Source organism: Flavobacterium sp. JLP, assembly GCF_015350755.1.
Classification (GTDB): domain Bacteria; phylum Bacteroidota; class Bacteroidia; order Flavobacteriales; family Flavobacteriaceae; genus Flavobacterium.
In genome coordinates this window covers 133,650-157,453 of sequence record NZ_JADKPS010000003.1, presented here as the reverse complement: position 1 = coordinate 157,453, position 23,804 = coordinate 133,650, and the positions used below count along the sequence as shown (strand labels likewise).

The window sequence follows — 23,804 nt, the reverse complement described above, 5'->3', positions numbered from 1 at the left end:
AATTTTAAATAGCATGAAAAGCTATTTAAAAAGTGTAATTAAAAGTTAGTCCAACATTTGGTTTAAACGTTACATCGTTGGGATAAATTTCTGGACGAAGTGATAATCTTTCGTTTACGTTAAATTGAATCAAAGCGGCATCAACATTGGCGTCTATGATGTTTAAAGCATAAAACCCTACGACGAATAAGGCTGATAAATCCCTGTTTCTCTGATAAAATTTTTGACCGGCAATAAGTCGGCTATCATCTAGAAACTCGTATTTATCATCATTGTAGCCTTCTAATCTGCGTTTGTAAGCGTCTCGATAATCGTGGTATTTTTTGTTATTATCGATGTAAAAATAAAGACTGGTTCCGATTGCTCCGTAAACTAGCGGGATTTTCCAGTATTTTTTATTGTATGCTTGGCCCAGACCTGGCAAAATTGCAGAATAGAATGCTGCTTTTGCTGGTGTAAGCGGGTCTATTTCTTCCATCTTAGTGGTGTCTTTAGCGACCAAAACCGCGTCTGTTTTTGCCTGAGCAAAAAGAGAAACGGTTCCTATGAGAAAGAACAATAGACTTATGGGGACAATCTTATTCACTATCCGTTTATTAATTTTATAATTCTATTAAAGTCGGCTTCAGAATTAAAAGGAATTGTAATTTTTCCTTTTCCGTTGCCTGCGACTTTTACATCAACTTTCGCACCAAAATAATCGTTGAAAGTGTTCTTTTGCGTTTCTTTAACCACAAATGAAGAATCAGCTTTTGGCTTTCCTTCTGTTTTTGGTTTTAAGCTTTCATGATAATTTTTAACTAAGGTCTCTGTTTCACGTACAGATAAATTTTGACTTACGATTTTTTGATAGATATCGGTTTGAATGTCTAAATCTTCAATATTGATGATTGCTCTACCGTGGCCCATACTGATAAAACCGTCACGAATTCCAGTTTGAATAATCGGATCTAGTTTTAATAGACGTAAATAGTTAGCAATTGTAGAACGCTTTTTTCCAACGCGCTCACTCATTTGTTCTTGAGTTAATTGAATTTCATCAATTAAACGCTGGTACGAAAGTGCAATTTCTATAGGGTCTAAGTCATGACGCTGAATATTTTCAACCAAAGCCATAACCAGCGACTCATTATCATTTGCAATACGAATATAAGCAGGAACATGGGTTAAGCCAACTAAAGTAGAAGCGCGCAAACGGCGCTCTCCAGAAATTAACTGGTATTTGTTGAAATCTAATTTACGAACAGTAATAGGCTGGATCACACCAAGTTCTTTAATAGAAGTGGCTAACTCGCGTAATGATTCTTCATTAAAATTGCTTCTAGGCTGAAACGGATTTATTTCTATAGCACTTATTTCAAGCTCAATGATATTTCCAACAACCTTGTCAGCATTTTTGTCTTCTACTGATGTAATGTCGTTTTCCGGATCTTTTAATAATGCCGATAATCCTCTTCCTAAGGCTTGTTTTTTAATTGCTTTTGTCATAAAAACTATTTACTGTTTTTCTTTATAATTTCTTGAGCTAAGTTAATGTAATTAACTGCTCCTTTGCTGGTTGCGTCATAATTAATGATGCTTTCGCCAAAACTTGGAGCCTCGCTTAATTTTACATTTCGCTGAATAACGGTATCAAAAACCATATCGTTAAAGTGTTTTTGAACCTCTTCGACAACCTGATTTGACAAACGTAATCTAGAATCGTACATTGTAAGTAATAATCCTTCAATGTCAAGATCTGGGTTGTGTATTTTTTGAATACTTTTTATGGTGTTCAATAATTTTCCTAACCCTTCAAGAGCGAAATATTCGCATTGAATAGGAATAACTACAGAATCAGCCGCTGTTAAAGCATTTAAGGTTAATAGACCAAGAGAAGGAGCACAGTCGATGATGATATAATCATATTCGTCTTTTACGCTTTCTAATGCTTTTTTAAGCATATATTCTCTGTTTTCTTTATCAACCAATTCGATTTCGATGGCAACAAGGTCAATGTGAGCAGGTATCACATCAACATTTGGAGCTGAACACTGAACAATAGTTTCTTTTGGGGTGTGACTATGTTCAAGTATTTGATAAGTGCCGATTTCAACAGATTCTACGTCAATCCCAAGACCAGACGTAGCATTTGCCTGAGGATCAGCATCAATCAATAATACTTTCTTTTCTAAAACACCTAATGAGGCTGCAAGATTTACCGATGTAGTAGTTTTTCCAACGCCTCCTTTTTGATTAGCAATCGCAATGATTTTGCCCATTTATTTTCTGAATTTTGAACCGTAAAAATACAATTATTTATGGTTTCTGAAAATCTATTTTGTTAACATTTGCTAAACTTTGGGAAGCCGTTGTTTTGTGCGTGTTTTACTGATTTTTATTTTTGTTATTTCAAAAAATACCAGCAAATTTTTGTTGTGTTTAATCTTAAATTTATGAAAAAAAAGAGCCATTTTAGAATTTAAATCTGCTAATGCGAATTTTAAATCCTGTCCTTTCTTTTGGCATTAATTTTTTGGCTGAAATAAAAATATTTCTTATTTCTTAAATTGTTTTGGATAAGCAAAAAATAGTTATATATTTGCACCCGCTTTCGGGGTGTAGCGTAGCCCGGTTATCGCGCCTGCTTTGGGAGCAGGAGGCCGCAGGTTCGAATCCTGCCACCCCGACAAAAAGTCTTTTCATTTAGTTGAAAAGACTTTTTTTATTTTAGACTGTTTGATATTCTTTATCTTTAAATGATCAACAGAATAATAGTTAGACAAAAAACACCTGTTTTTCTTTTTTGGCTTATTTGATATTCTCTATTTTAGAATAGCAAAAACTGATTAACGGAGTTCTTTTTTCCAACAATAAAAACTTACTTTTGCACCATCAAATTATTAATATAACTATATTATGTCAGATACAATCGAAAAAATTAAATGCCTTATTATAGGTTCTGGTCCTGCAGGTTATACTGCAGCAATTTATGCAGCCAGAGCAAACATGAATCCAGTATTATATCAAGGAATGCAGCCTGGTGGTCAATTGACTACAACTAACGAAGTAGAAAATTTTCCGGGTTATGTTGATGGCGTTACAGGACCTGAAATGATGGTTCAGTTACAGGAGCAAGCAAAACGTTTTGGTGCTGATATTCGTGACGGCTGGGCTACAAAAGTTGATTTTTCAGGAGATATTCATAAAGTTTGGATTAACGATTCAATCGAATTACACTGCGAAACTGTTATCATTTCGACAGGTGCTTCGGCTAAATATTTAGGCTTGCCTTCAGAACAGCATTATCTGCAAATGGGCGGAGGAGTTTCTGCTTGTGCTGTTTGCGACGGATTTTTCTACCGCAATCAAGAAGTTGTAATTGTTGGTGCAGGAGATTCTGCTTGTGAAGAGGCACATTACTTATCTAAACTTTGTAAAAAAGTAACGATGCTGGTAAGAAGCGAAAAATTCAGAGCTTCTAAAATTATGGAAGAACGCGTTCGCAAAACTGAAAATATTGAGATTTTAATGAATCACGATACTGTTGAAGTTTTAGGTGATAATCAAGTTGTGCACGCTATTAAAGCATTAAATAAAACTACAGGAACAGTTATCGAAATTCCAGCAACTGGATTTTTTGTTGCGATTGGCCACAAACCAAATACAGATATTTTTAAAGATTACATCACTCTTGATGAAACTGGTTATATCATAAATACTCCAGGAAGATCTAATACAAATGTTGATGGCGTTTTTGTAGCTGGTGATGCTGCTGATCATGTATATCGTCAAGCTATTACTGCTGCAGGGACAGGATGTATGGCGGCGCTTGATGCTGAACGTTATTTAGCTTCTAAAGAATAATAATTGTTTTAAGGTTTCAGGTTTTGTTAAGAGCTGAACTTTGAACGTTATAAAAGTAAAAAGTCCTATTCTTATTTGAATAGGACTTTTTTATTTGTACATCTTTAAGTGCTATATTCTTATAAAGTTGTTGTCGCCGTTTTTGTTTTCATTCCTCCTGGTTTCTTGATCAATTTTGCTTCTTCGCTAAAACGCGTCAGTTCAATTTTTGGATCACCAAACAATGAAAGCTCTGCTTTGTCTCCAACAGCGATTGAAATAGAAGTTTCGCCTAAAATGACAGCCATTGCAGCACCTTCAGCAGTAACATTTGCCTCTTTCAAAGTAAATTTTGTTCCAGTGAAAACCGAATTATTATCTAAACGAATAGTTGCTTTCTCTGCAATTCCCTCTAAAGTCGCATTGGATTTTTGATACAAATCGCATTTGAATTTTATGGCAGAAACTAATGATTTGATAGTCGCATTTTTGCTCAATTGCAAAGCAGCTTCGTCAGCTTTTAAGTTGATTTCGGATTTTGATTTGTCATCTGCAATTAAACTGAATTTTTTTGAATTAACATTCAGATATAATTTTGAGTAATCAACACTGTTAAAAGTAATATCATCTAGCTTTAGTTCCTGAATGGCATAAATAACAGCGTCATTTTTTGCAATTACTTTGTTTAGTGAACCTGTATAAGTAACATGTACAGCCAATTTTTTGAAAATTGTACTTTCTTTTGAAGTATAAAGGCGAAGTGTTTTTTCTCTTAAATCCATCCCGATTATCTCATGAAGATTGTCATCTGCTTCAATTTTAATTTCATTTTTTTCTCCAAGTTCTAAGTAAACTTCTAAATTATCATCGACTTCGATGGCATCAAAACTTCCGACTTCTTTTATAGAAGTTGTTACAATTTTAGTTCCTTTTACTTTTTCTCTTTTTTGTGCAAAAGTTAATGTGGTAACTAATAATAGGAGTAAGGCAATACTATTTTTCATTAATTCTAGATTTGATTTTGACAAATATAAAAAAATCATCCACTTTTGATGAATGATTTTCTTTATATTTAACAGATATGTTTGTTATTCTTGGCTGATGGTTCCTCCTGAATTTGAAGTTTTTTCAATTGTTTTAGGAGTTGTATCATAATTGATGTTTCCGCCGCTTGATGCTTCTGCTTTCAAACTTACAATAGGATGCACATTTACGCTTCCGCCGCTTGATGCTTCTGCATGTACATCATTTGCAAGTAATTTTTGTGCATTAATGCTTGCGCCACTAGAGGCTGAAGTTTTGATTTTTAATGCTTTTCCTTCAATATTAATTGAGCTTCCACTTCCAGAATCAGCAGTAATATTATCCGATTCTATATTTACATCCATTGTAGCTGCGCTTGAAGTTTCTAGATCTATATCTTGTCCTTGAAGTACATTTTTGCTTTGTACAGATGCTGCGCTTGACGCTTCTAATTTATCAATAATAGGCATTTTTACAGTCACCTTTTTCTTTGTAACATCTCTAAAAGAACTGAATTTGCATTTAATGATCAAAGTTCCGTTTTCTACTTTTGTTATAATCTCTTTTTGTAGATTATCATCCGCTTCAACAATAATTTCAGTCGAATCAGATTGGATGATTTCAACCTCGATTGCATTGCTTACGGATACATTTTTAAAGTCACCTTCAACAATTCTTTTTTCAGTTGTAACATTGCCGCTGCCTTTAATTGAGTTCACGTTAAAATTACATGAGGCAAACAATAATGCGATAACAGTTGCAATAATAAATTTCGTAATATGAATAATTATTTTAATCATGGCTTTAGTTTTTAGTTGATTTTGATTATAACTCCGTTTTTATCAGTGGTTAGCTTTCCTTTAGTTTTTTTTCCGTTTAAAACTTCTTTTCCGTTTATTTTAATCGAAACTTCTTTGACAGTATCATTGTCAATTGTGTTAACTTCAGTATCATCGCTGTCATAGTCTACATCTCCATGATCATCTTCATCTGCTGGACAATTCAAGCATTTTATTTTAGAACCTTCTACTTTATAGTTGTAATCACCGCTAAAGTGCAGGTTGAAAAAATCATTATCAGAGTCATCGTAATCTTGTACAGATGCATCTGGTTTAAATAATTGGCCTTCTGGCAAGTACAAATATACATCAACTTCTTGACCTCTAAACTTATTTTTTACATCTGTTAAAAAATAATTATCAAGTACTAAATGATTTCCATTTATCTGAAATTTATAATCTATTTTTTCAGCTCTTTGTTTTGCAGCTATAAAAGAATTTCCTCTTGCTGTTTTCTCAATCTGCAAATAAGGAGTCTTTTCATCAGTATGCAATACATGCAAACGAACGTCGTTTGAGTAGATTAATTGATGATTTGCTGAATCCTGAACAAATTCAAATTCTCTATGGTGATCCAAGTCTTTTGCATAATAATCATTGTATCTAAATTTCACATACAAAGTGTCTTTTGCAGTAATCCCTATTGCTTTTTTCTCGATCGTTTTGTTGTCGTATGAAATTTCAGTTGCTTGTTTGATTCCAATACTGATCGCAATTGCAACTGCTATAATCCAAATAGCCAACAAAGTATATTTTGTAATATTCCCGATAGATTTTAAGTTTGGAGATAACAATTTGAAACCTAAAAGCGTTAAAAAGAAGAACGGAATTCCAACTACAAGGAACATTAATAAACCAAATGACCAAATAGGATATTGTGTAAAGTTTCCGGCTTCAATAAAATTCTGCCAAGGAAAATCAATAAAGATATTTGTTCCTAAAGTAAACACTCCAATTAATAATAAAATCAAAGTAGAGATACCGCTCATGATTAAAATTACGCCTAAAAATTTAGCGAAGATTTTAAAAACCGTCATAATAAAGTCTCCAAATGAACTACTTATTCTCTCAGCTCCCGACTTTACTTGGTTTCCCATTGCATCATAATCTGCATTTTTAAATTTGTCAGATAATGACTCAAGTTCTTCACGAACCTTTTTTTCGATATTCGAAATTGTTACTGGTTCCCCTGTCATTTCTAGTTTTTCAGAAGTTGTGACAGCTTCTGGAGTAACAATCCAAAGAACGAAATAAGCTAAAATTCCAGTTCCAAAACCTGCGAACACAAATACTAAGAATACGATTTTTATCCAAACAGCGTCGATTCCAAAATAATGTCCTAAACCAGTTGCAACACCACCAATCATTCCTTTCTCTTTATCACGGTATAATTTTTTGTGTTTTCTTGCACCGTAATCATTAAAAGACTGATTTGTTTTTTCCTCGTCTTCAATAATGTAGTCTTCTGGTTGTCCCATCACTGCAATCACTTCGTCAACGTCTTTCAGTCCAACAACATGTTTTTCGCTTTTTTGTTTTTCTGTTAATAATTCAGAAACGCGCATTTCGATATCTTTAATGATTTCATCTTGTCCAGATGAACTGTTAAGTGATCGTTTTATGGCGTCAAAATAGCGCGTTAATTTTAAGTATGCATCTTCATCGATGTGAAAAAACATGCCTCCTAAGTTTATATTTACTGTTTTGTTCATGACTATTGATTTTGATTGGTGATTAGTTTTACAGCGTCAGACAATTCTGTCCAAGTGCCGCTAAGTTCGTTTAAAAATGTTTGTCCTATTTCGGTTAATCCATAATATTTTCGTGGTGGTCCTGAAGTCGATTCTTCCCAGCGATAATTTAGTAAACCGTCGTTTTTCAATCGGGTTAAGAGCGGATAAACGGTGCCCTCAACAACTAATAATTTTGCGTTTTTTAAAGTGTCTAATATTTCTGAGGTGTACGCGTCTTTTTCTTTCAATACAGATAAGATGCAAAACTCAAGAACACCTTTGCGCATCTGTGCTTTTGTGTTTTCAATGTTCATAATTTCATTTTGTTTTTTTTAGATTGAACAATTCGTTTTTTGATTGATGATGATGATTGATGATTGATTCGAAACTATGCTGATGATGGTCAGGTTTTGTTCGTATATAACTTTTAATTTTAACTGATTACTTTATAAAAGGAATCGTAAGCGGATATTTATATAATTCTCCGTTTGACGCTTTTATCGAAGCATAAATCACTAAAAAGAATTCAACAAATTTCAGCAATCCAAAAAGTAAAACCGCTGTCAGGCCAATACTTATTAATCCAATATTTCCTTGAAAATCAAAATTTCTGATAACGAAATTTTCGTCGTTAAAAACAGCTTCCATCGGAATGTTCTGTAAAAAAACAGTTAAGAAAATCGGTATTGCGATTAAAGCCAAAACTAAAGTGTAAAGCAATAAGCTCAATTGAAAATTCAATGTCTGTTTTCCGTGGTGATTTACAAATTCTGATTTGTCTTTGTAGCTCGTCCAGATTAATATTGGAAAAATATAATTTCCAAAAGGAATGATGTATTGAGTTAATGTACTCAAATGCGTGAACGTTGCAGTGTTCTTTTCTGATGTTGTTTCCATGATGAGTGGTGTTGATGTTTACATGATTAAAAGTATATAGTAATTTCTTATGCAAATATATATCCAAAAGACAGTATCTTGTTTTACATAGTACCAAATATTAACAAAATTTTAACAATGTTAAAGTTTTGATTGCTATTATAATTAGCTGAAAATCATTCTGAATAGCTGATTTTATTGAGTCTTTTGTAAAAACAAATCAATTTATTGTGCGTGCATAGTTTTTTTGTAATTTTACATAAAAAATTAAATCACATGGCAGTTTCAGTTTCTAAACTCAATAAATTTGTATTATTCAAATTACCATCAGCATACATTTGCGGGGTGCGCGTAAAAGCAATCGACAAAGATAGATGTGTAGTAAGTGTAAAACACAGATGGATAAATCAGAATCCGTTTAACTCAATGTATTTTGCCGTTCAGGCCATGGCGGCTGAATTAACAACTGGCGCATTGGTGATTTCGCAAATTCAGGAAAGCGGCAGAAAAATTTCTATGCTAGTAGCGAATAATAAAGGAAACTTTACCAAAAAAGCAACCGGAAGAATAACTTTTGTTTGTAATGACGGGCATTTAATTGCTGATGCTATAAAGAAAACAATTGAAACAGGCGAGGGACAGACCTTCTGGATGAAATCTATAGGAACGGATGAAAAGGGCGTTCAAGTTTCTGAAATGGATTTTGAATGGAGTGTTCGTGTGAAATAATTATCTGATTCAGAATTTTAAATATAAAAAAAGACCTCAAATTATTTGAGGTCTTTTTTGTTGAAATAAATCTAATTATGCTTTTGCACAACAGCTTACTTTACCTTTTCTAGGAATATCCATATTGCATGTTTTCCCGGCTGCTTTACATTTTGCTTTACACTTTTCGATATCCGCAGCGGTCATTTTTTTAGCTTCGGTTGCTTTTTTAGAACAGCAAGACTCTTTTTTTGCGGCTTCTTTTTTTACAACTTTTGCATCTTGTGCGTTAACTCCAATTGAAAATAATGCAATTGTTAGAATTGTGATTATTTTTGTCATTTTGTATGTTTTACTCTTTGTTTTTTGTTTGAAAAATCTTTTGATAGTTCAAATATAATAACATTTAAAAGAGCTGAATATTGTCTGCTAGTTAATGTTTTTATAATAATTTTGATTGCTAATTTTTTGATTAGCTACAGATTAAAAATATTCTTACAGATTTAATTCGTGTAATATGGTTTCGTTTAATAACTCAAATTCATCCCAAAACCAATTCCCATGTCGCTGTCATAATGTGTAGTAATTCCAAAGTTTCTTCCGACTATATATTTTACACCAGCCATATATTCTTTATCTGTATTCCACATTAAATTCATTCGTAAACGTTTGGAAAGCGGAATGTCTTTTCTTTCAAATTGAAGTCGCACATTTCCATCCGTATACACTTCAACTTGCGCTTTTACAAGCATTGGTAGCGTATACTCAACGCCAGCGCTAAAAACAGAACGATTGTCCTTAGTATTTGTTTGTCCAAATAGATTTTGTTCCTGTTCATCCATTCCCATTTTTCTGTAACGCCAGTCAAAACCTATAAAAGGCATAAGCCATTGATTTTTTCCAATGTAACGGCCAACATGCGTTTCCGTTTCATAACCGTGCATGTCATTATACCCCAATCTCCATTCTGTTCCAATGCTCCAACGTGTGTTGCTGTACATGGCTTCTCCGTCGTTTCCGTTTGTTGCAAAATCATTTTCGCCCATAAAATGAAACATTCTATCATCCATTTTTAGCATTTTGTAGGCCATTTCAGGATGATGAATCAACGGATTTGGAACTGAATTTTCGTAACTAAAAATACGGCCCATGCCTGCCATCATGTGATATAGAATGTGACAATGAAAAAACCAATCGCCATCTGCATTTGCCTGAAACTCGATCGTGTCGGTTTCCATTGGCATAATATCGATGACATTTTTTAATGGAGCATAATCGCCGTGCTCATTAATAATTCTGAAATCATGTCCGTGCAAATGCATGGGGTGGCGCATCATAGATCCGTTATACAATACGATACGAACGTTCTCGCCTTTTTTGATTAAGATTTTATCCGTTTCAGAAACTACTTTATTGTCTAAGCTCCAAACATAACGATTCATATTTCCGGATAATTCAAATCGTAATTCTTTTACGGGCGCATCTTTTGGAAGCGTTGTTATGTTTGGAGATTTTAGCATTCCGTAATTCAGCGTTGTAATCTCGGCAGTTTCTGTAGTATCGCTTGACATTTCCATGCCTTCCATATTATGATCAGAATGGTTTTCTGTTTTTTCAGATGTGTCTTCTCCAGAAATTTCAGGATACATTACGGCATTCATATCCATTTTATTGAGGGACATTTTCATGCCCATATCATTCATTTCGCCGTTCATTCTCATCATATCGTTCATCATTTTCATGCCTTCAAAATATTTTAATTTTGGAAGATGAGAAACGGGCTGTTTAATTCCATTTCCTAAAAACAAAGAAGCTGATCCTGTTCTGTCTTCGGCTGTAGCCAAAAAAGCATAAGATTTATTGTCTTCCGGAATCGTAACCACAACATCATAAGTTTCAGAAACAGCAATGATTAATCGATCGACTTCTACAGGTTCAACATCATTGCCATCGCTGGCCACAACCGTTATTTTTCCACCGCCGTAAGTCAGCCAGAAATAACTTGAAGCACCTCCGTTTGCAATTCGCAATCTGACTTTTTCGCCAGGTTTAAATTGCGAAAGCTGTGCTTCATTTTTTCCATTAATTAAAAACTTTTCATAATAAACATCACTGACATCCATCGCGTTCATGCGTTTCCATTCGTTGGTGACTTTTGTTGAGAATTGTCCTTTTTTAATAGCTTCAGCATAACTTTGAGTAGTTCCTTTTTTTATGGCAAACCAATCGTTGGCATTGTGAAGCATTCGTTGGATATTCTCTGGCTTGAGATCCGTCCATTCGCTTAAAATTACAGGAACTGTTGGTAAATCGTCAATGCCTTTTCTAAAAGTTGGATCATCTTTCTTTTTGTTGATGATAAAAAGTCCATACAAACCAATTTGTTCCTGCAATCCAGAATGGCTGTGATACCAATAGGTTCCGTTTTGAATAATCGGGAAAGTATATTTATGAATTGTACCGGGCTTAATTGGCATTTGGGTCAGATACGGAACTCCATCTTCTTTGTTTGGAAGAAATAGGCCATGCCAATGCAGTGCTGTATCTTCGTTTTTTAAATCGTTGTGGACATAAATTTCAGCAATATCACCTTCTGTAAAAGTTAAGGTCGGCATCGGAATTTTTCCATTAACAGTAAGAGCATGTTTTTGTTTTCCGGAGAAATTCGCAATCGTATCGCGAACGTGTAAATCGTAACGAACAATTTTTTGTGCTTTTGCTGTCATGGCGATCAAAAAGGCAATATATATAATATGTAATTTCATTTTTAATTTTTAAAGGTTTAGATTTCTTAACCGCAAAGCATTTGCAATTACCGAAACCGAACTTAAGCTCATTGCTAAAGCAGCTAACATTGGAGAAAGTAAAATCCCGAATGCAGGATATAAAATTCCTGCCGCAATTGGAATTCCCAGAATATTATATACAAAAGCAAAAAATAGATTTTGTTTTATGTTTCTCATTACTGCATAACTCAATTTCTTTGCTTTTACAATTCCGGCTAAGTCGCCTTTTACCAGAGTTATTTTTGCACTTTGTATGGCAACATCAGTTCCGGTTCCCATGGCTATTCCAATATCGGCTTGTGCTAAAGCCGGAGCATCATTAATTCCGTCACCAGCCATTGCTACAATTTTACCCTCAGACTGCAAGCGCTGAATTTCTTTTAGCTTGTCTTCTGGAAGGCAATCCGCTTTGAAAGAACTTAAATGCAGTTGATCCGCAACAGCTTTGCCTGTATTTTTATTATCTCCAGTCAGCATAATTACCTCAACACCTTGATCAATTAAATCTTTAATGGCTTTGATACTGCTTTTTTTAATAGCATCTGTAATGGTAATATACCCTGTAATACTATTGTTTATTGCGATGTATGAAACCGTTTTTCCTAAATTTTGCTCGGCTGTAATTTTGCTTTCAAAATCATCAGATATCGAAGCGTTGATCTGAATCATCAGTTTTTTATTTCCTAATGCTATTTTTACATTATTAACTGTTCCTAAAACTCCTTTTCCGGCAACAGCTTCAAAATCAGTAACTTCGAACAAAGATTGCTTTTTTTCTTTAGCATAATTTACAACCGCCTGTGCCAAAGGATGTTCGCTGTTTTGATTTAGCGAAGCAATGTTTTGCAACAGAATATCTTCGTTGTTATCGATTGCATAAATTTTTTCTACAGTTGGTTTTCCTTCTGTAATTGTTCCGGTTTTATCTGTAATTAAAACATCAATTTTACTCATGTTTTCTAGTGCTTCGGCATTTTTTATCAAAATTCCGTGCTGTGCGCCTTTTCCAACGCCAACCATAACAGACATTGGTGTTGCCAATCCTAAAGCACAAGGGCAGGCAATAATTAAAACAGCGATTGCATTTATTAATCCGTAAATATAAGAAGGCTCTGGACCAAATTTAGCCCAAAGAATAAAAGTCAATATAGAAATAGCAACAACTGTTGGAACGAAATATTTTGCTACACGGTCTGCCAATTTCTGTATAGGAGCTCTAGAACGGCTGGCATCATTTACCATTTTAATGATCTGTGAAAGCAATGTTTCAGATCCTACTTTTTCGGCAATCATAACAAATGATTTTGTTCCGTTTATCGTTCCTGAAATTACATTGTCTCCAATTTTTTTGTCGACCGGAATTGGTTCGCCAGTGATCATTGCTTCATCAATACTACTTTCGCCAGATGTAATTTTTCCGTCAACCGGAATTTTTTCACCTGGTTTTACTCTCAGCAAATCACCTTTTTTAATATCGTGAATTGAAATTGTTTTGTCATTTCCGTTTTCTACCAACGTCGCTTCGGTTGGAGCCAATTTTAGTAATTCTTTTATAGCTCCGTTTGTTTGTCCGTGAGCTTTGGCTTCCAATAATTGACCTAGCAAAACCAGTGTTATGATAACTGTTGCTGCTTCAAAATAAAGATGAATAGTTCCGTGATGCGATTTAAATTCTGATGGAAAGAGATCTGGAAAGAACATCCCGGCAACGCTGAATAAAAAAGCAACGCTTGTTCCTAATCCTATTAAGGTGAACATGTTTAAATTCCAGCTAATAATTGATTTCCAGGCACGAATAAAAAACATCCAGCCAGCATAAAAAAGCACTGGAATTGAAAATAAAAACTGAACCCAATTCCATTTTTCTATCGACATTATAGAAAAAAGGGGATTATTAGGGATCATTTCCGACATTGAAATAATAAAGATTGGAATCGTAAATAGAATTGCAATCTTCATTTTTTTTAATAAGTCGGTATAGGTTTTATTTTCTTCAGATTCAGAAGCCTGAACGGCAACCAAATCCATTCCGCAAATTGGGCATTCACCAGGTTTATCAGAAATGATTTCAGGATGCATAGGACAGGTAAATTGTGTTCCAATTTCGATTTGAGGCACTAAATCCATTCCGCAAACAGGACAATCTCCTGGCTTGTTATAGGTTTTATTTCCTTCACAATGCATTGGGCAATAAAATACTCCCGTAGTATTATGATGCGTTAGAATTGTTTTATGTTCATGAATTTCAGCAATATCCTTTTTTTGACTTGAGCAACAAGATTTAATAGGTACTGCTGCTGTATTTTTAGAAGAAGTCATTTCAATAGTATACTTTCCCGCTTCTGATAATGCTTTTTGCAGTTTTTCAGTCGAAATATGGTTCTCCATTTTTATGGTTGCCAACGGGGGATTTAAAGTCACCTCGGCTTGAATTCCTTCAACAGTATTCAGCGTTTTTTCAACTTTTTTACGACAGCCATCACATGACATTCCTGAAATTATATATTGGTGAGTCATTGTTTTATTTTTTAGGATTACAATGCAAATTTGCGAACTAAGCCTGAGTTCGGTTTGTATAATTTTGGGAATGATTTGCAAGATTTACAAATTTTTTAACCGTAAAGATTTACGCAAGACATACAAGTGAAAAACAAGAAATCTTAGCGTACCGAGGCTTCGGGATTGCGTTTAAATACCACAGCTAAATCTACAAATTCTCAATCTGAATTCGTTTTTTATCCTTCAATTGTTTGAAATAAGTAGGAGTAAAACCAGTGATTTTTTTGAATTGGTTGCTCAAATGTGCCACATTGCTATAATTTAAAATATCAGCAATTTCGCTTAACGAGAGTTCATTATAAATTAAAAGCTCTTTTACCTTCTCTATTTTTTGGCTTATAAAATACTTTTCTATAGTTGTATTTTCTATTTCCGAAAATAAATTACTTAAAGTATTATAATCCTGATGGAGGTTTTCTGCCAAATAATCAGATAGATTGATTTTGAGTTCATTGTTTTTATGATGAACCAAATCAATAATCAAAGTTTTTATTTTTTCGATTGTTTTGCTTTTTTTGTCATCAATTAAATCAAAACCCAAAGCATGGAGATGTGTTAAAAGTATACTTTTTTGATCTTCGGTAATCGAATCCTGCAGTTCAACTTCGCCTAGTTCCACAGAAATAGTGTGAAGTCCGAGTTTTTCGAACTCAGACTTCACAACCATTTTACATCGACTACACACCATGTTTTTGATGTATAGCTTCATGGTTATTTGATGGTTTCTACAACATTTCCGCAAGTCAACATGGAAGATCCGTAGTATGGATTCTTAACTGCTTTTTCTTTGCTCAACCAATCTGCATCTGCCATTGGACAATATTGCTTGTAGACAACCTGATTAGATTTTGAAACTTTAATTAAGTCGTAAGTACTTTTTGAAAGTGATTTGAAAGTATCGCGTTGTTTTTTAAGATCTGAAGTTGCTGAAATACTTTTAGCATCTGCAGTTAGTTTTTTTACAACTTTCATCCAGGCAGTATGCTCATCTGCTTTTAATTTATCCATTTTTACGGCAGTAATGGCAGTCAATAAATCTTTGGCTTTCGCCGAAGTTAATTTGGCATCGCTTTTTATCAATGCGTCTTTTACTGTAAAATAAGCATCATAAATAGTTTGTAACTGACTTGAATCAATGACGTCATTTGTTATTTCTGATTGTTTCGAATTTGCCTGAATGTTATTTGCAGAGAATAATAATATGATTGCTATTGCTATAGTTGCTATTGAATTTTTCATTTTGATAATTTTATATAGTTTAAATAATTTTTCTTAGAGTCTTAGTGCCTTTTTTGGCAATTACTAGACCCACTTATGGCTGTCAAAAATGTAATTATTTTATTTTTGGTGGCGCCCAAATAGAAGTAAAACCATCAGAAATGCTGTCAGTTTTATGATATGAAATAGATTTATTTAAAGAGAAATTAAATAGATTGTTATGGAAATCAAATTCGTTTATGGTAATCAGGCTAAATTGTAAAGATGTTGATGTACAACTAGAATGATCACACTTTCCGTTACAGCCATGCTGATCTTTTTTAGAATCTTGTTTTTTCTGACAGCAATCTTTTTTACAGGAATTTTGAGCTTCTCCTTTTGAATTTTCTTTCTTTTCGCAAGAAGATTTTTCAGAAGTTCGACCACACGCATAACCAGAAGTTGGCAGTACGAATAAACCAATCGTTATGATTAATAATAATATGTGGATTTTTTTCGCCAATGTAAATGCTTTTGAATTACAAATTTAGATATTTTTTATTGGAGTAACTACTTATTTAAGATTTCTATAATCAAGTTTTCTTAAAATCTGTAGGTTTCATGTTTTTTCTCTTTTTAAAATAGTTAGACAAATGACTTTCATCTGTAAAACCAAACTCATAAGCAATTTGTTTAATCGGTAGTTGATTGTTATGAATACGTTTTTCGATTAAAGTAGTTCTCAAATTATGAATATAATCCCGATAACTAATTGCGAACGTTCTTTTGAAATAAGCACTAAAATAAGTTTCCGCAATATTAAAATGATTTGCAATAACTTTAATCTGTACCATTTTAGGGTTGTAAATATTCTGATGAATATAAGAAGTGATTTGTTCGTTATCAATAGAATTTCCCTTAACTACAACATTCATCCCACGCAAAGTTTCCTTTATTAATCCAAAAATTGAAAGAATCTGATAAAAAACAATAGGCGAGGTAGAAACATCCGTTTTGCAATTATAGGCGGCAATGTTTTCGATAGTATTTTTCAGTATTGTTTTGCAAGGATCATCTAATTTTAAAACCCTTTCTTTTAGTGTTTTATCGCGCATGAAACTCTCTGGAGTATGAATTAAAAACTCATCGCAAGTAAGGTTCTGCTTCGAGTTGAAATAGTTGTCAGTAAATTTAATATAGAAAAATCGAGTACTTTTTTTAATATCAAAATAATGTTCATCTTCTGGTGAAATTACAAACAAATCTCCCGTTTTATAAGGCAATAAGTTGTTATTCAAATGATGAACTCCGTTTCCTTTTTTAATATAGATGATTTCGTAGTAAGTATGCGTATGTGGAGGAAGGTGAAATTTCTCATCTTCAAATTCATCTATAACCAGAGTTTTAAATTGATTTAATATCGGCATAACTTAAATTTACAAGTTTATATCGCAAATATACAACTTATTTTAAGGTAAGCGGTGGTAAATTTGCACTACAGAAAGTCTAATACTTTCGAGTAAAATCAAATGAAAAAAAGTCTTATTGCACTCTCATTAGGAGGTTTGACAATCGGTATTACCGAGTTTGTTATGATGGGTTTGTTGCCAGATATTGCCTCAGATATGAAAGTTTCGATTCCGGTAGCCGGATATTTAATTTCTGCTTATGCTTTGGGAGTTGTAATTGGTGCTCCATTATTGGTTATTCTTGGAAGAAATTTTGCTCCAAAAAAAATGCTTTTAATTTTAGCATTAATGTTAACGGTTTTTAATGCGCTTTCGATTATTGCGCCAACTTATAACTTTTTATTTGCTTCCAGATTTCTTTCCGGATTACCGCACGGCGCTTTCTTTGGTGTTGGAGCTGTAGTCGCAAGCCGTTTGGCAGATAAAGGCAAAGAAGCACAAGCCATTGCTATTATGTTTTCAGGATTAACATTGGCAAACTTAATAGGCGTGCCGATTGGTACTTATATAGGACATCATTTTATTTGGCGTTATACGTTTATATTAATAGCAATTGTAGGTTTGCTTACATTTTTATTTATTTCTTTATGGATGCCAAAATTAGATAAAGGAGAAACTGTCAATATGAAAACGCAGTTGTTGTTTTTTAAAAAGACAGAAGCTTGGCTCATTATCGGTATTACAGCAATTGGATTTGGAGGATTATTTGCCTGGATTAGCTATATCGCTCCTTTATTAATTAATGTGTCTAAATTTTCTGCAGAAGATGTTTCTTATATTTTAATATTAGCTGGACTCGGAATGGTTGTCGGAAACTTTGCCGGAGGAAAACTAGCCGATAAATTTTCGCCAGCACCAACCACAATAGCTTTGTTGTTTGTAATGTCTATCGATTTAATTTTAGTTTACTTTTTCTCATTTAACCAATACGCTTCTTTATTGCTGACATTTTTGACTGGCGCAATTTCATTTTCAGTTATTGCACCAATACAAATGCTAATGATTAGAACTGCAACAGGCGCAGAGATGATTGCCTCGGCTTCGCTTCAAGGAAGTTTTAATATAGGTAACGCCTTAGGTGCTTTTTTAGGCGGATTGCCTTTAGCGGCAGGTTATAGTTTTGCTTCGCCAAATCTTATTGGTGTTGGCATGTCGATTATCGGAATGATCATTACTTTGGTTTTAATGCGAAAACACAAAGCTAACTTGCAGTTGCAGAGCGCTTAAAAAATCAACTTTTAAAAAATATAAACCCTTAAACATAAAGTTTGAGGGTTTTTTTGTGCCTTTCCGAAACCTAAATTCATTCTAAAAAATTTAATCTGTAAGAATTGATTGGTTTATTTCTTTTTGTAGTATAGTTGCTTTTCTTTTTAAAACAAAACGTACTGGCTGATAATACAATAATTATTTTTCATGTAATCGATTGTTTTTTTAATAAAAATGAAACAAATCAATATTTAGGAATAATATATTTAATATTTTTTCATAATATAAATTACATATGTCGTATAAAAAACAACCTTTATTTTTGATATATAATTTTTTTTAGCAAATTTTTATGAATTTTAATTTTTTATATGAAAAAAATATTTATGTTTGTGTAATCGATTACAAGATTGGCTACAATGTTAAAATAAAAAATTTAAATTTTAACGAAATCGATTGAAAAACCGTACTGCTATTGATGTAAGAAAGTTTTAAACTGTAAGAAATTAAAAAATTAGAATAAAAAAAACCACTAAAAACCATAAAACCAATTAATAACTTAAACAATAAACCATGAATTTTAAAGATTTATTTAATAAAGGAGCAAACTATTGTTTTGTTTTCTTGTTGTGCTTATTGATGAGCAATCGAATGAGTGCGCAGAATGTAACACTAGAAGGTACCGTAAAAGATGCTCAAGGTTTAGGCCTTCCGGGTGTTAATGTACTTGAGAAAGGAACAAAGAATGGGACTTCTACAGATTTTGACGGGCACTATAGATTAAAGCTTACAAATACCAAAGGAGTAATCTCTTTTTCATTTATAGGTTTTAAAACAAAAGAAGTTCCTGCAACTGGAAAAACTAAAATTGATGTTGTTTTGTCTGAAGACTCTAATAACTTAAATGAAGTTGTGGTTGTTGGATATTCTAGTGTTAAAAAACAAGATTTAACAGGTGCAGTTTCTGTAGTTTCTGGGAATGACTTAAGAAAAAATCCCGTAGCTAATTTAGCAGAAGCGCTTACTGGGCGTGTTGCCGGAGTTCAGGTAACGTCTTCTGAAGGTTCTCCAGATTCTGAAATCAAAATTAGAATTCGTGGCGGCGGATCATTAACACAAGACAGTGCGCCGCTTATTTTAGTAGACGGATTTCCTGTAAATAGTATGAACGACGTTCCGGCTGCCGATGTAGAATCTCAAACTATTTTGAAAGACGCCTCGTCAACTGCAATTTATGGTTCTAGAGGAGCAAATGGAGTAATTTTGATTACTACAAAAAGAGGTAAAAACGGAACAATATCGGTAAACTATAATATGTTCTATGGTATGAAAACCATGGCAAAACAAATTGATGTTCTTGATCCGCAAGATTTTGTAAAATGGCAATATGAATATGCATTATTAGATAATGACATTCCATCATACGAAAAATATTTTGGAAGCTACCAAGACAGAGATTTATATAATGGTGTAAAAGGTGATAATTGGCAGAAACAAATTTACGGACGTACTGGCGAAGTTCAAAGCCGTGATTTAGGAATACGTGGTGGTTCTGATAAAATCAACTTTAATTTTAATTATGCTCATTACGATGAAAAAGCGATCATGATTGGTTCAGATTTTAAAAGAAATAACCTTTCGCTGGCTTTAAACAGCAAAGCTTCTGATAAAATCGATCTTGCTTTTACAATGCGTTACGCAGATACAGAAATAAACGGAGGCGGACTTAACGAACAAAAAGAAGTTTCTTCTGCAGATGCTCGTTTGCGTCATGCGGTTGGTTATTCTCCAATTCCATTGCCTGGATTAACAACAGATAATACAGATGAAGCTGTTTCTAGCTATCTTGTAAATCCTTTTGTTGCAACAGCAGATACAGATCGTCAGCAAAACAGAAAAGTATTTAATATGCTTGGAAGTTTTTCTTGGAAAATAATTAAAGATCTTCAGTTTAAATCAGAATTCGGATTAGATAATTTCTATTATCAAGATTATCGTTTTTACGGAAGAAGCACATATTATGTAAATAACGTTCCTGCATCTGAAAACCAAGGTATGCCGGCACTTACTATCGGAGATCGTAAAGATTACAGATTTAGAAATGCAAACACGCTTACTTACGATTTTAGTAAGTTTCTTGGAGAAAATCATCATTTGAAAGTTCTTGCAGGAGAAGAGATGATCAATTCTACTTCAAATCAAGTAATGACTGTACTTCATGGTTTTCCAAAGTTTTTTGATTTTGATCAATCAAAAAAATTAACAACACAAGGAAAACCAAATTCTGTTGATAATTACTATAGTCCAGATGATAAATTGCTTTCGTTTTTTGGAAGTATGAATTATGACTACAAAGATCGCTACTTGTTTACAGCAACTTACCGTGCGGATGGTTCTAGCAGATTCTTAGGAGATAATCGTTGGGGATATTTTCCGGCAGCTGCTGTAGCTTGGAAAATTTCTTCTGAGAATTTCTTGAAAGATGTATCTTGGATCAACTTGCTTAAACTTAGATTAAGTTATGGAGAAGCTGGAAACAATAATATTCCGGTAGGACAAACAGTTCAAAATTTTGAATCTTCTACTACAACATGGATCAATGGTGTTGGAAGTTATTGGGCAGCATCAAAAACATTGGCTAATCCTGATTTGAAATGGGAAACGACAGTAACTCAAAACTTAGGTCTTGATTTTGATTTCTTTAAAGGCCGTGTAACGGGATCGCTAGAAGCTTATAAAAATGTTACTAAAGATCTTTTAATCAATTTTCCAGTTCCAGGAACAGGTTATGATTTTCAATACAGAAATATGGGGGAAACTCAAAATAAAGGTTTTGAGGCTACTGTAAATCTTGCGATAATAGAAAAACCTAATTACGGATTAAGCTTTTCTTTTAATATTGGTGTAAACGAAAATAAAATCAATTCACTTGGTGTAATGAGCAACTTTGGTGCTAATACAAACTGGGCATCTACTCAAATTGGAAATGATTTCGCAGTAAACGTTGGTTCTCCAATTGGTTTAATGTATGGTTATAAAAACGATGGCCGTTATGAAGTTTCTGACTTTGATTATAACGGAACAGCTTATACTTTGAAAGCTGGAGTTGCAAATGCTTCAACTGTAGTTGGAAATGTGCAGCCAGGTTATATGAAATTAAAAGATCTAAATGGTGATGGTGTTGTTAATAACAGTGATCAAACTGTGATTGGAAATGCTAATCCAAAAAGTTCTGGAGGTTTTGCAATCAATGCTAATGCTTACGGATTTGATCTTTCGGCTGGTTTTAACTACAGCATTGGAAATGACATCTACAACGCAAACAAAATTGAGTTTACAACTTCTAACCAAAACGGACAATACAGAAACTTAAGTTCAGAAATGGCAGATGGAAAAAGATGGACAAATCTTAATGTTGAAACAGGCCAATTAGTAACAGATCCTACTGCTTTAGCAGCATTAAATGCTAACACAACAATGTGGTCACCGTATATGAATCGATTTGTTTTTAGTGACTGGGCTGTTGAAGATGGTTCTTTCTTAAGACTTAATACTTTAACATTAGGTTATACTGCACCAAATTCATTTATTAATGCAGTGGGCGCAACTAAATTGAGATTTTACCTGACAGCTACAAACGTTTTTGTTATTACAAACTATTCAGGTCCAGATCCAGAGGTTTCTACAAGAAGAAATACGCCTCTTACGCCAGGAGTTGATTATTCAGCTTATCCGCGCAGCAGACAATTGGTTTTTGGTTTAAACCTAAGTTTTTAATTAAATAATTATCAAGATGAAACATAAAATAATAATAGCAGGTCTAATCATAACAAGTCTTTTTACTTCTTGTCAAGAAGATTATTTAGATGCACCAGCACAATCAACACTAGACGAGTCAGTAATTTTTTCTACAGCAGGACTAGCTGAAGGCGCAGTAAACGGAATAAAAGTACCTTTTGCTGAGACAAACTCTTATAGAGGCCGTTTTCTTCCTTTTTACGGATTAAATACAGATGTTGAATGGTACAATACATCTCAAACAGCTGGTGATGCAGCAGATTTATGTGTATACGATGCAAAACCTATAAATTCACAAATGAATACAACCAACAATGCTTGGGCTATGATGTATTCAGGAATTGAACGTGCTAATATCTGTATTCGCGGTTTGCGCCAATATGGCGATCCTAGACCAGGAACAGATCTTGGTTATTTATTAGGAGAAGCATTAACATTGAGAGCTATTTATTACGCAGATTTAATTAAAGCTTGGGGCGATGTTCCAGCTCGTTTTGAACCAATTAATTCGGCAACAATTTATTTGGCTAAATCAAGTCGTGATGTGGTTTACAAACAAATTATTGCAGATTTAGGAGAAGCTTCTGCTTTGGTTCCATGGCCAAATGAAACAGCTAAAACAAGTACAGTAGAAAGAATCAATAAAGCTTTTGTAAAAGGATTTCGCGCTCGTTTAGCTTTGGCAGCAAGTGGTTTTCAGCAATATCCTGACGGAATTAGAAGAAGTACAGATCCTGAACTTTCTGTTGGAAATATGTATAGATTGGCTTTAGATGAATCTCGTGCTGTAATTTCTAGCGGAAAAGCCAGTTTAGAATCTTCATTCGAAACTTTTTGGAGAAAATACAATCAAGAAAATACTACAGCAGGCGGAGAATCTCTTTGGGAACTTCCTTTTGCAGATGGTAGAGGAAGAATGTTGTTCAGTTTTGCTGTTCGTCATACAACTAATGACCAGTTTCATGCTAATGGCGCTAACCGCGGAGGAACTGCAGGACCGCTTCCGTTTGTATTTTATGATTATGATCAAGCCGATTCTCGCCGTAATGTAACTTGCGTTCCTTACAAATGGGGTACAGCTGTAAATAATGTTGCTAAACAAGAATTAGGAGCGTTAAATACTTGGTATTTTGGAAAGTATCGTTATGAGTGGATGACTCGTTTCGTTACCTCAACAAATGATGATGGTGTAAATAAAATCTATATGCGCTACGCTGAGGTACTTCTTATCGCTGCTGAAGCGGCAAATGAATTAGAAGGGCCAGGCGCAGCGGCACCGTATTTAAAAGAAATCCGCAGAAGAGCTTTTGCGCCAGCAGTTCAAGCTGTAAAAGTAGATGCTTATGTAAATGCCTTAACAAGCAAAGAGGCAATGTTTAACGCCCTTGTTGAAGAAAATAAATTTGAATTTACTGGCGAAATGGAGCGTAAGCAAGCACTTATTCGTTGGAATTTGCTTAAAGCAAAATTAGATCAGGCAAAACAAAAAATGACAAATTTAGCAGCACATACAGGAGAGTATGCAGATGTTCCAGCAACTTTATATTATAAATTTAAGGCAGACAACGTAACTCTTGATATCTATGGGTTAAACAGAGGCGAAACAACAAATCCAGGAACAGATTACACTTCAGTAGCTTGGAATAATTTAATTGATACTAAGATAAATTCACTGTATAAAACAGGTGTTAATCCTGACAACAGACAGTTCTGGCCAATCTGGCAAGTATTTCTTGACGGAAGCAACGGGAAATTAGTTAATGATTACGGTTATTAAGAATC

Annotated in this window: 20 protein-coding genes and 1 tRNA gene; 6 read left to right on the top strand and 15 right to left on the bottom strand. The window is 33.8% G+C overall.

The window, feature by feature from the left end; translation table 11 throughout:
• Window positions 1-25 precede the first annotated feature (25 nt).
• The 3 genes from IRZ83_RS10140 to IRZ83_RS10130 are packed head-to-tail and all read right to left on the bottom strand — an operon-like array spanning window position 26 to window position 2,261.
• Window positions 26-586 (bottom strand): DUF5683 domain-containing protein, encoded by a 561-nt coding sequence (locus IRZ83_RS10140; protein ID WP_051662742.1) that lies wholly within the window; start codon window positions 584-586, stop codon window positions 26-28.
• Window positions 586-1,488, bottom strand: coding sequence for a ParB/RepB/Spo0J family partition protein (locus IRZ83_RS10135; protein ID WP_029272235.1), 903 nt, complete (start codon window positions 1,486-1,488; stop codon window positions 586-588). Before IRZ83_RS10135 ends, IRZ83_RS10140 begins: the two co-directional genes overlap by 1 nt.
• Window positions 1,489-1,493: 5 nt before the next feature.
• On the bottom strand, window positions 1,494-2,261 hold the full coding sequence (locus tag IRZ83_RS10130) for a ParA family protein (RefSeq protein WP_029272236.1): 768 nt from the start codon (window positions 2,259-2,261) through the stop codon (window positions 1,494-1,496).
• 333 nt (window positions 2,262-2,594) lie between these two features.
• Here IRZ83_RS10130 and IRZ83_RS10125 point away from each other — a divergent pair.
• Both IRZ83_RS10125 and trxB read left to right on the top strand, forming a co-directional pair.
• Window positions 2,595-2,669, top strand: a tRNA-Pro gene (locus IRZ83_RS10125).
• A 229-nt stretch (window positions 2,670-2,898) separates the two neighbouring features.
• On the top strand, window positions 2,899-3,846 hold the full coding sequence (gene trxB / locus IRZ83_RS10120) for a thioredoxin-disulfide reductase (RefSeq protein ID WP_029272237.1): 948 nt from the start codon (window positions 2,899-2,901) through the stop codon (window positions 3,844-3,846).
• A gap of 119 nt (window positions 3,847-3,965) precedes the next feature.
• Here trxB and IRZ83_RS10115 read toward each other — a convergent pair whose 3' ends face one another.
• The 5 genes from IRZ83_RS10115 to IRZ83_RS10095 all read right to left on the bottom strand — a co-directional run bounded on the left by IRZ83_RS10115 (window position 3,966) and on the right by IRZ83_RS10095 (window position 8,317).
• Entirely contained in the window at window positions 3,966-4,829 is an 864-nt protein-coding gene (locus tag IRZ83_RS10115) for a GIN domain-containing protein (RefSeq protein ID WP_317174561.1), read from the bottom strand.
• Between the two features lie 84 nt (window positions 4,830-4,913).
• Complete coding sequence (locus tag IRZ83_RS10110) at window positions 4,914-5,648, bottom strand: head GIN domain-containing protein (RefSeq protein WP_029272239.1); 735 nt, start codon at window positions 5,646-5,648, stop codon at window positions 4,914-4,916.
• Window positions 5,649-5,659: 11 nt separating this feature from the next.
• Window positions 5,660-7,399 (bottom strand): PspC domain-containing protein, encoded by a 1,740-nt coding sequence (locus IRZ83_RS10105; RefSeq protein ID WP_029272240.1) that lies wholly within the window; start codon window positions 7,397-7,399, stop codon window positions 5,660-5,662.
• A 2-nt stretch (window positions 7,400-7,401) separates the two neighbouring features.
• Window positions 7,402-7,734 carry a PadR family transcriptional regulator gene (locus tag IRZ83_RS10100; RefSeq protein WP_017498072.1) on the bottom strand — a complete coding sequence of 111 codons (333 nt, stop codon included), beginning with the start codon at window positions 7,732-7,734 and terminating at the stop codon, window positions 7,402-7,404.
• Between the two features lie 127 nt (window positions 7,735-7,861).
• Window positions 7,862-8,317 carry a DUF4870 domain-containing protein gene (locus IRZ83_RS10095; protein ID WP_194568493.1) on the bottom strand — a complete coding sequence of 152 codons (456 nt, stop codon included), beginning with the start codon at window positions 8,315-8,317 and terminating at the stop codon, window positions 7,862-7,864.
• Between the two features lie 255 nt (window positions 8,318-8,572).
• On the opposite strand from IRZ83_RS10095, the gene IRZ83_RS10090 reads away from it, so the two are divergent.
• Entirely contained in the window at window positions 8,573-9,025 is a 453-nt protein-coding gene (locus IRZ83_RS10090; RefSeq protein WP_194568491.1) for a DUF4442 domain-containing protein, read from the top strand.
• A gap of 75 nt (window positions 9,026-9,100) precedes the next feature.
• Here the strand turns inward: IRZ83_RS10090 and IRZ83_RS10085 are convergent, their stop codons facing one another.
• The 7 genes from IRZ83_RS10085 to IRZ83_RS10055 form a co-directional block, all read right to left on the bottom strand.
• Window positions 9,101-9,346 (bottom strand): hypothetical protein, encoded by a 246-nt coding sequence (locus IRZ83_RS10085; RefSeq protein WP_029272243.1) that lies wholly within the window; start codon window positions 9,344-9,346, stop codon window positions 9,101-9,103.
• Between the two features lie 185 nt (window positions 9,347-9,531).
• A complete protein-coding gene (locus IRZ83_RS10080) occupies window positions 9,532-11,769 on the bottom strand; it encodes a multicopper oxidase domain-containing protein (protein ID WP_194568489.1) in 2,238 nt (745 codons plus the stop codon).
• 9 nt (window positions 11,770-11,778) lie between these two features.
• Window positions 11,779-14,307, bottom strand: coding sequence for a heavy metal translocating P-type ATPase (locus IRZ83_RS10075; protein ID WP_194568480.1), 2,529 nt, complete (start codon window positions 14,305-14,307; stop codon window positions 11,779-11,781).
• 190 nt (window positions 14,308-14,497) lie between these two features.
• A complete protein-coding gene (locus IRZ83_RS10070; RefSeq protein WP_194568478.1) occupies window positions 14,498-15,058 on the bottom strand; it encodes a helix-turn-helix domain-containing protein in 561 nt (186 codons plus the stop codon).
• 2 nt (window positions 15,059-15,060) lie between these two features.
• On the bottom strand, window positions 15,061-15,588 hold the full coding sequence (locus IRZ83_RS10065; protein WP_194568476.1) for a DUF3347 domain-containing protein: 528 nt from the start codon (window positions 15,586-15,588) through the stop codon (window positions 15,061-15,063).
• 94 nt (window positions 15,589-15,682) lie between these two features.
• On the bottom strand, window positions 15,683-16,069 hold the full coding sequence (locus tag IRZ83_RS10060) for a hypothetical protein (RefSeq protein WP_194568474.1): 387 nt from the start codon (window positions 16,067-16,069) through the stop codon (window positions 15,683-15,685).
• A 70-nt stretch (window positions 16,070-16,139) separates the two neighbouring features.
• Complete coding sequence (locus tag IRZ83_RS10055; protein WP_029272249.1) at window positions 16,140-16,973, bottom strand: AraC family transcriptional regulator; 834 nt, start codon at window positions 16,971-16,973, stop codon at window positions 16,140-16,142.
• Window positions 16,974-17,075: 102 nt separating this feature from the next.
• Between IRZ83_RS10055 and IRZ83_RS10050 the strand changes: the two genes are divergently transcribed.
• The 3 genes from IRZ83_RS10050 to IRZ83_RS10040 all read left to right on the top strand — a co-directional run bounded on the left by IRZ83_RS10050 (window position 17,076) and on the right by IRZ83_RS10040 (window position 23,799).
• The gene (locus tag IRZ83_RS10050) at window positions 17,076-18,242 is read left to right on the top strand and encodes an MFS transporter (RefSeq protein ID WP_194568472.1); all 1,167 of its coding nucleotides are present in this window, start codon (window positions 17,076-17,078) and stop codon (window positions 18,240-18,242) included.
• A gap of 555 nt (window positions 18,243-18,797) precedes the next feature.
• Window positions 18,798-22,001, top strand: coding sequence for a SusC/RagA family TonB-linked outer membrane protein (locus IRZ83_RS10045; RefSeq protein ID WP_029272251.1), 3,204 nt, complete (start codon window positions 18,798-18,800; stop codon window positions 21,999-22,001).
• 16 nt (window positions 22,002-22,017) lie between these two features.
• The gene (locus IRZ83_RS10040; RefSeq protein WP_194568470.1) at window positions 22,018-23,799 is read left to right on the top strand and encodes a RagB/SusD family nutrient uptake outer membrane protein; all 1,782 of its coding nucleotides are present in this window, start codon (window positions 22,018-22,020) and stop codon (window positions 23,797-23,799) included.
• The last annotated feature ends 5 nt before the right edge of the window (window positions 23,800-23,804 follow it).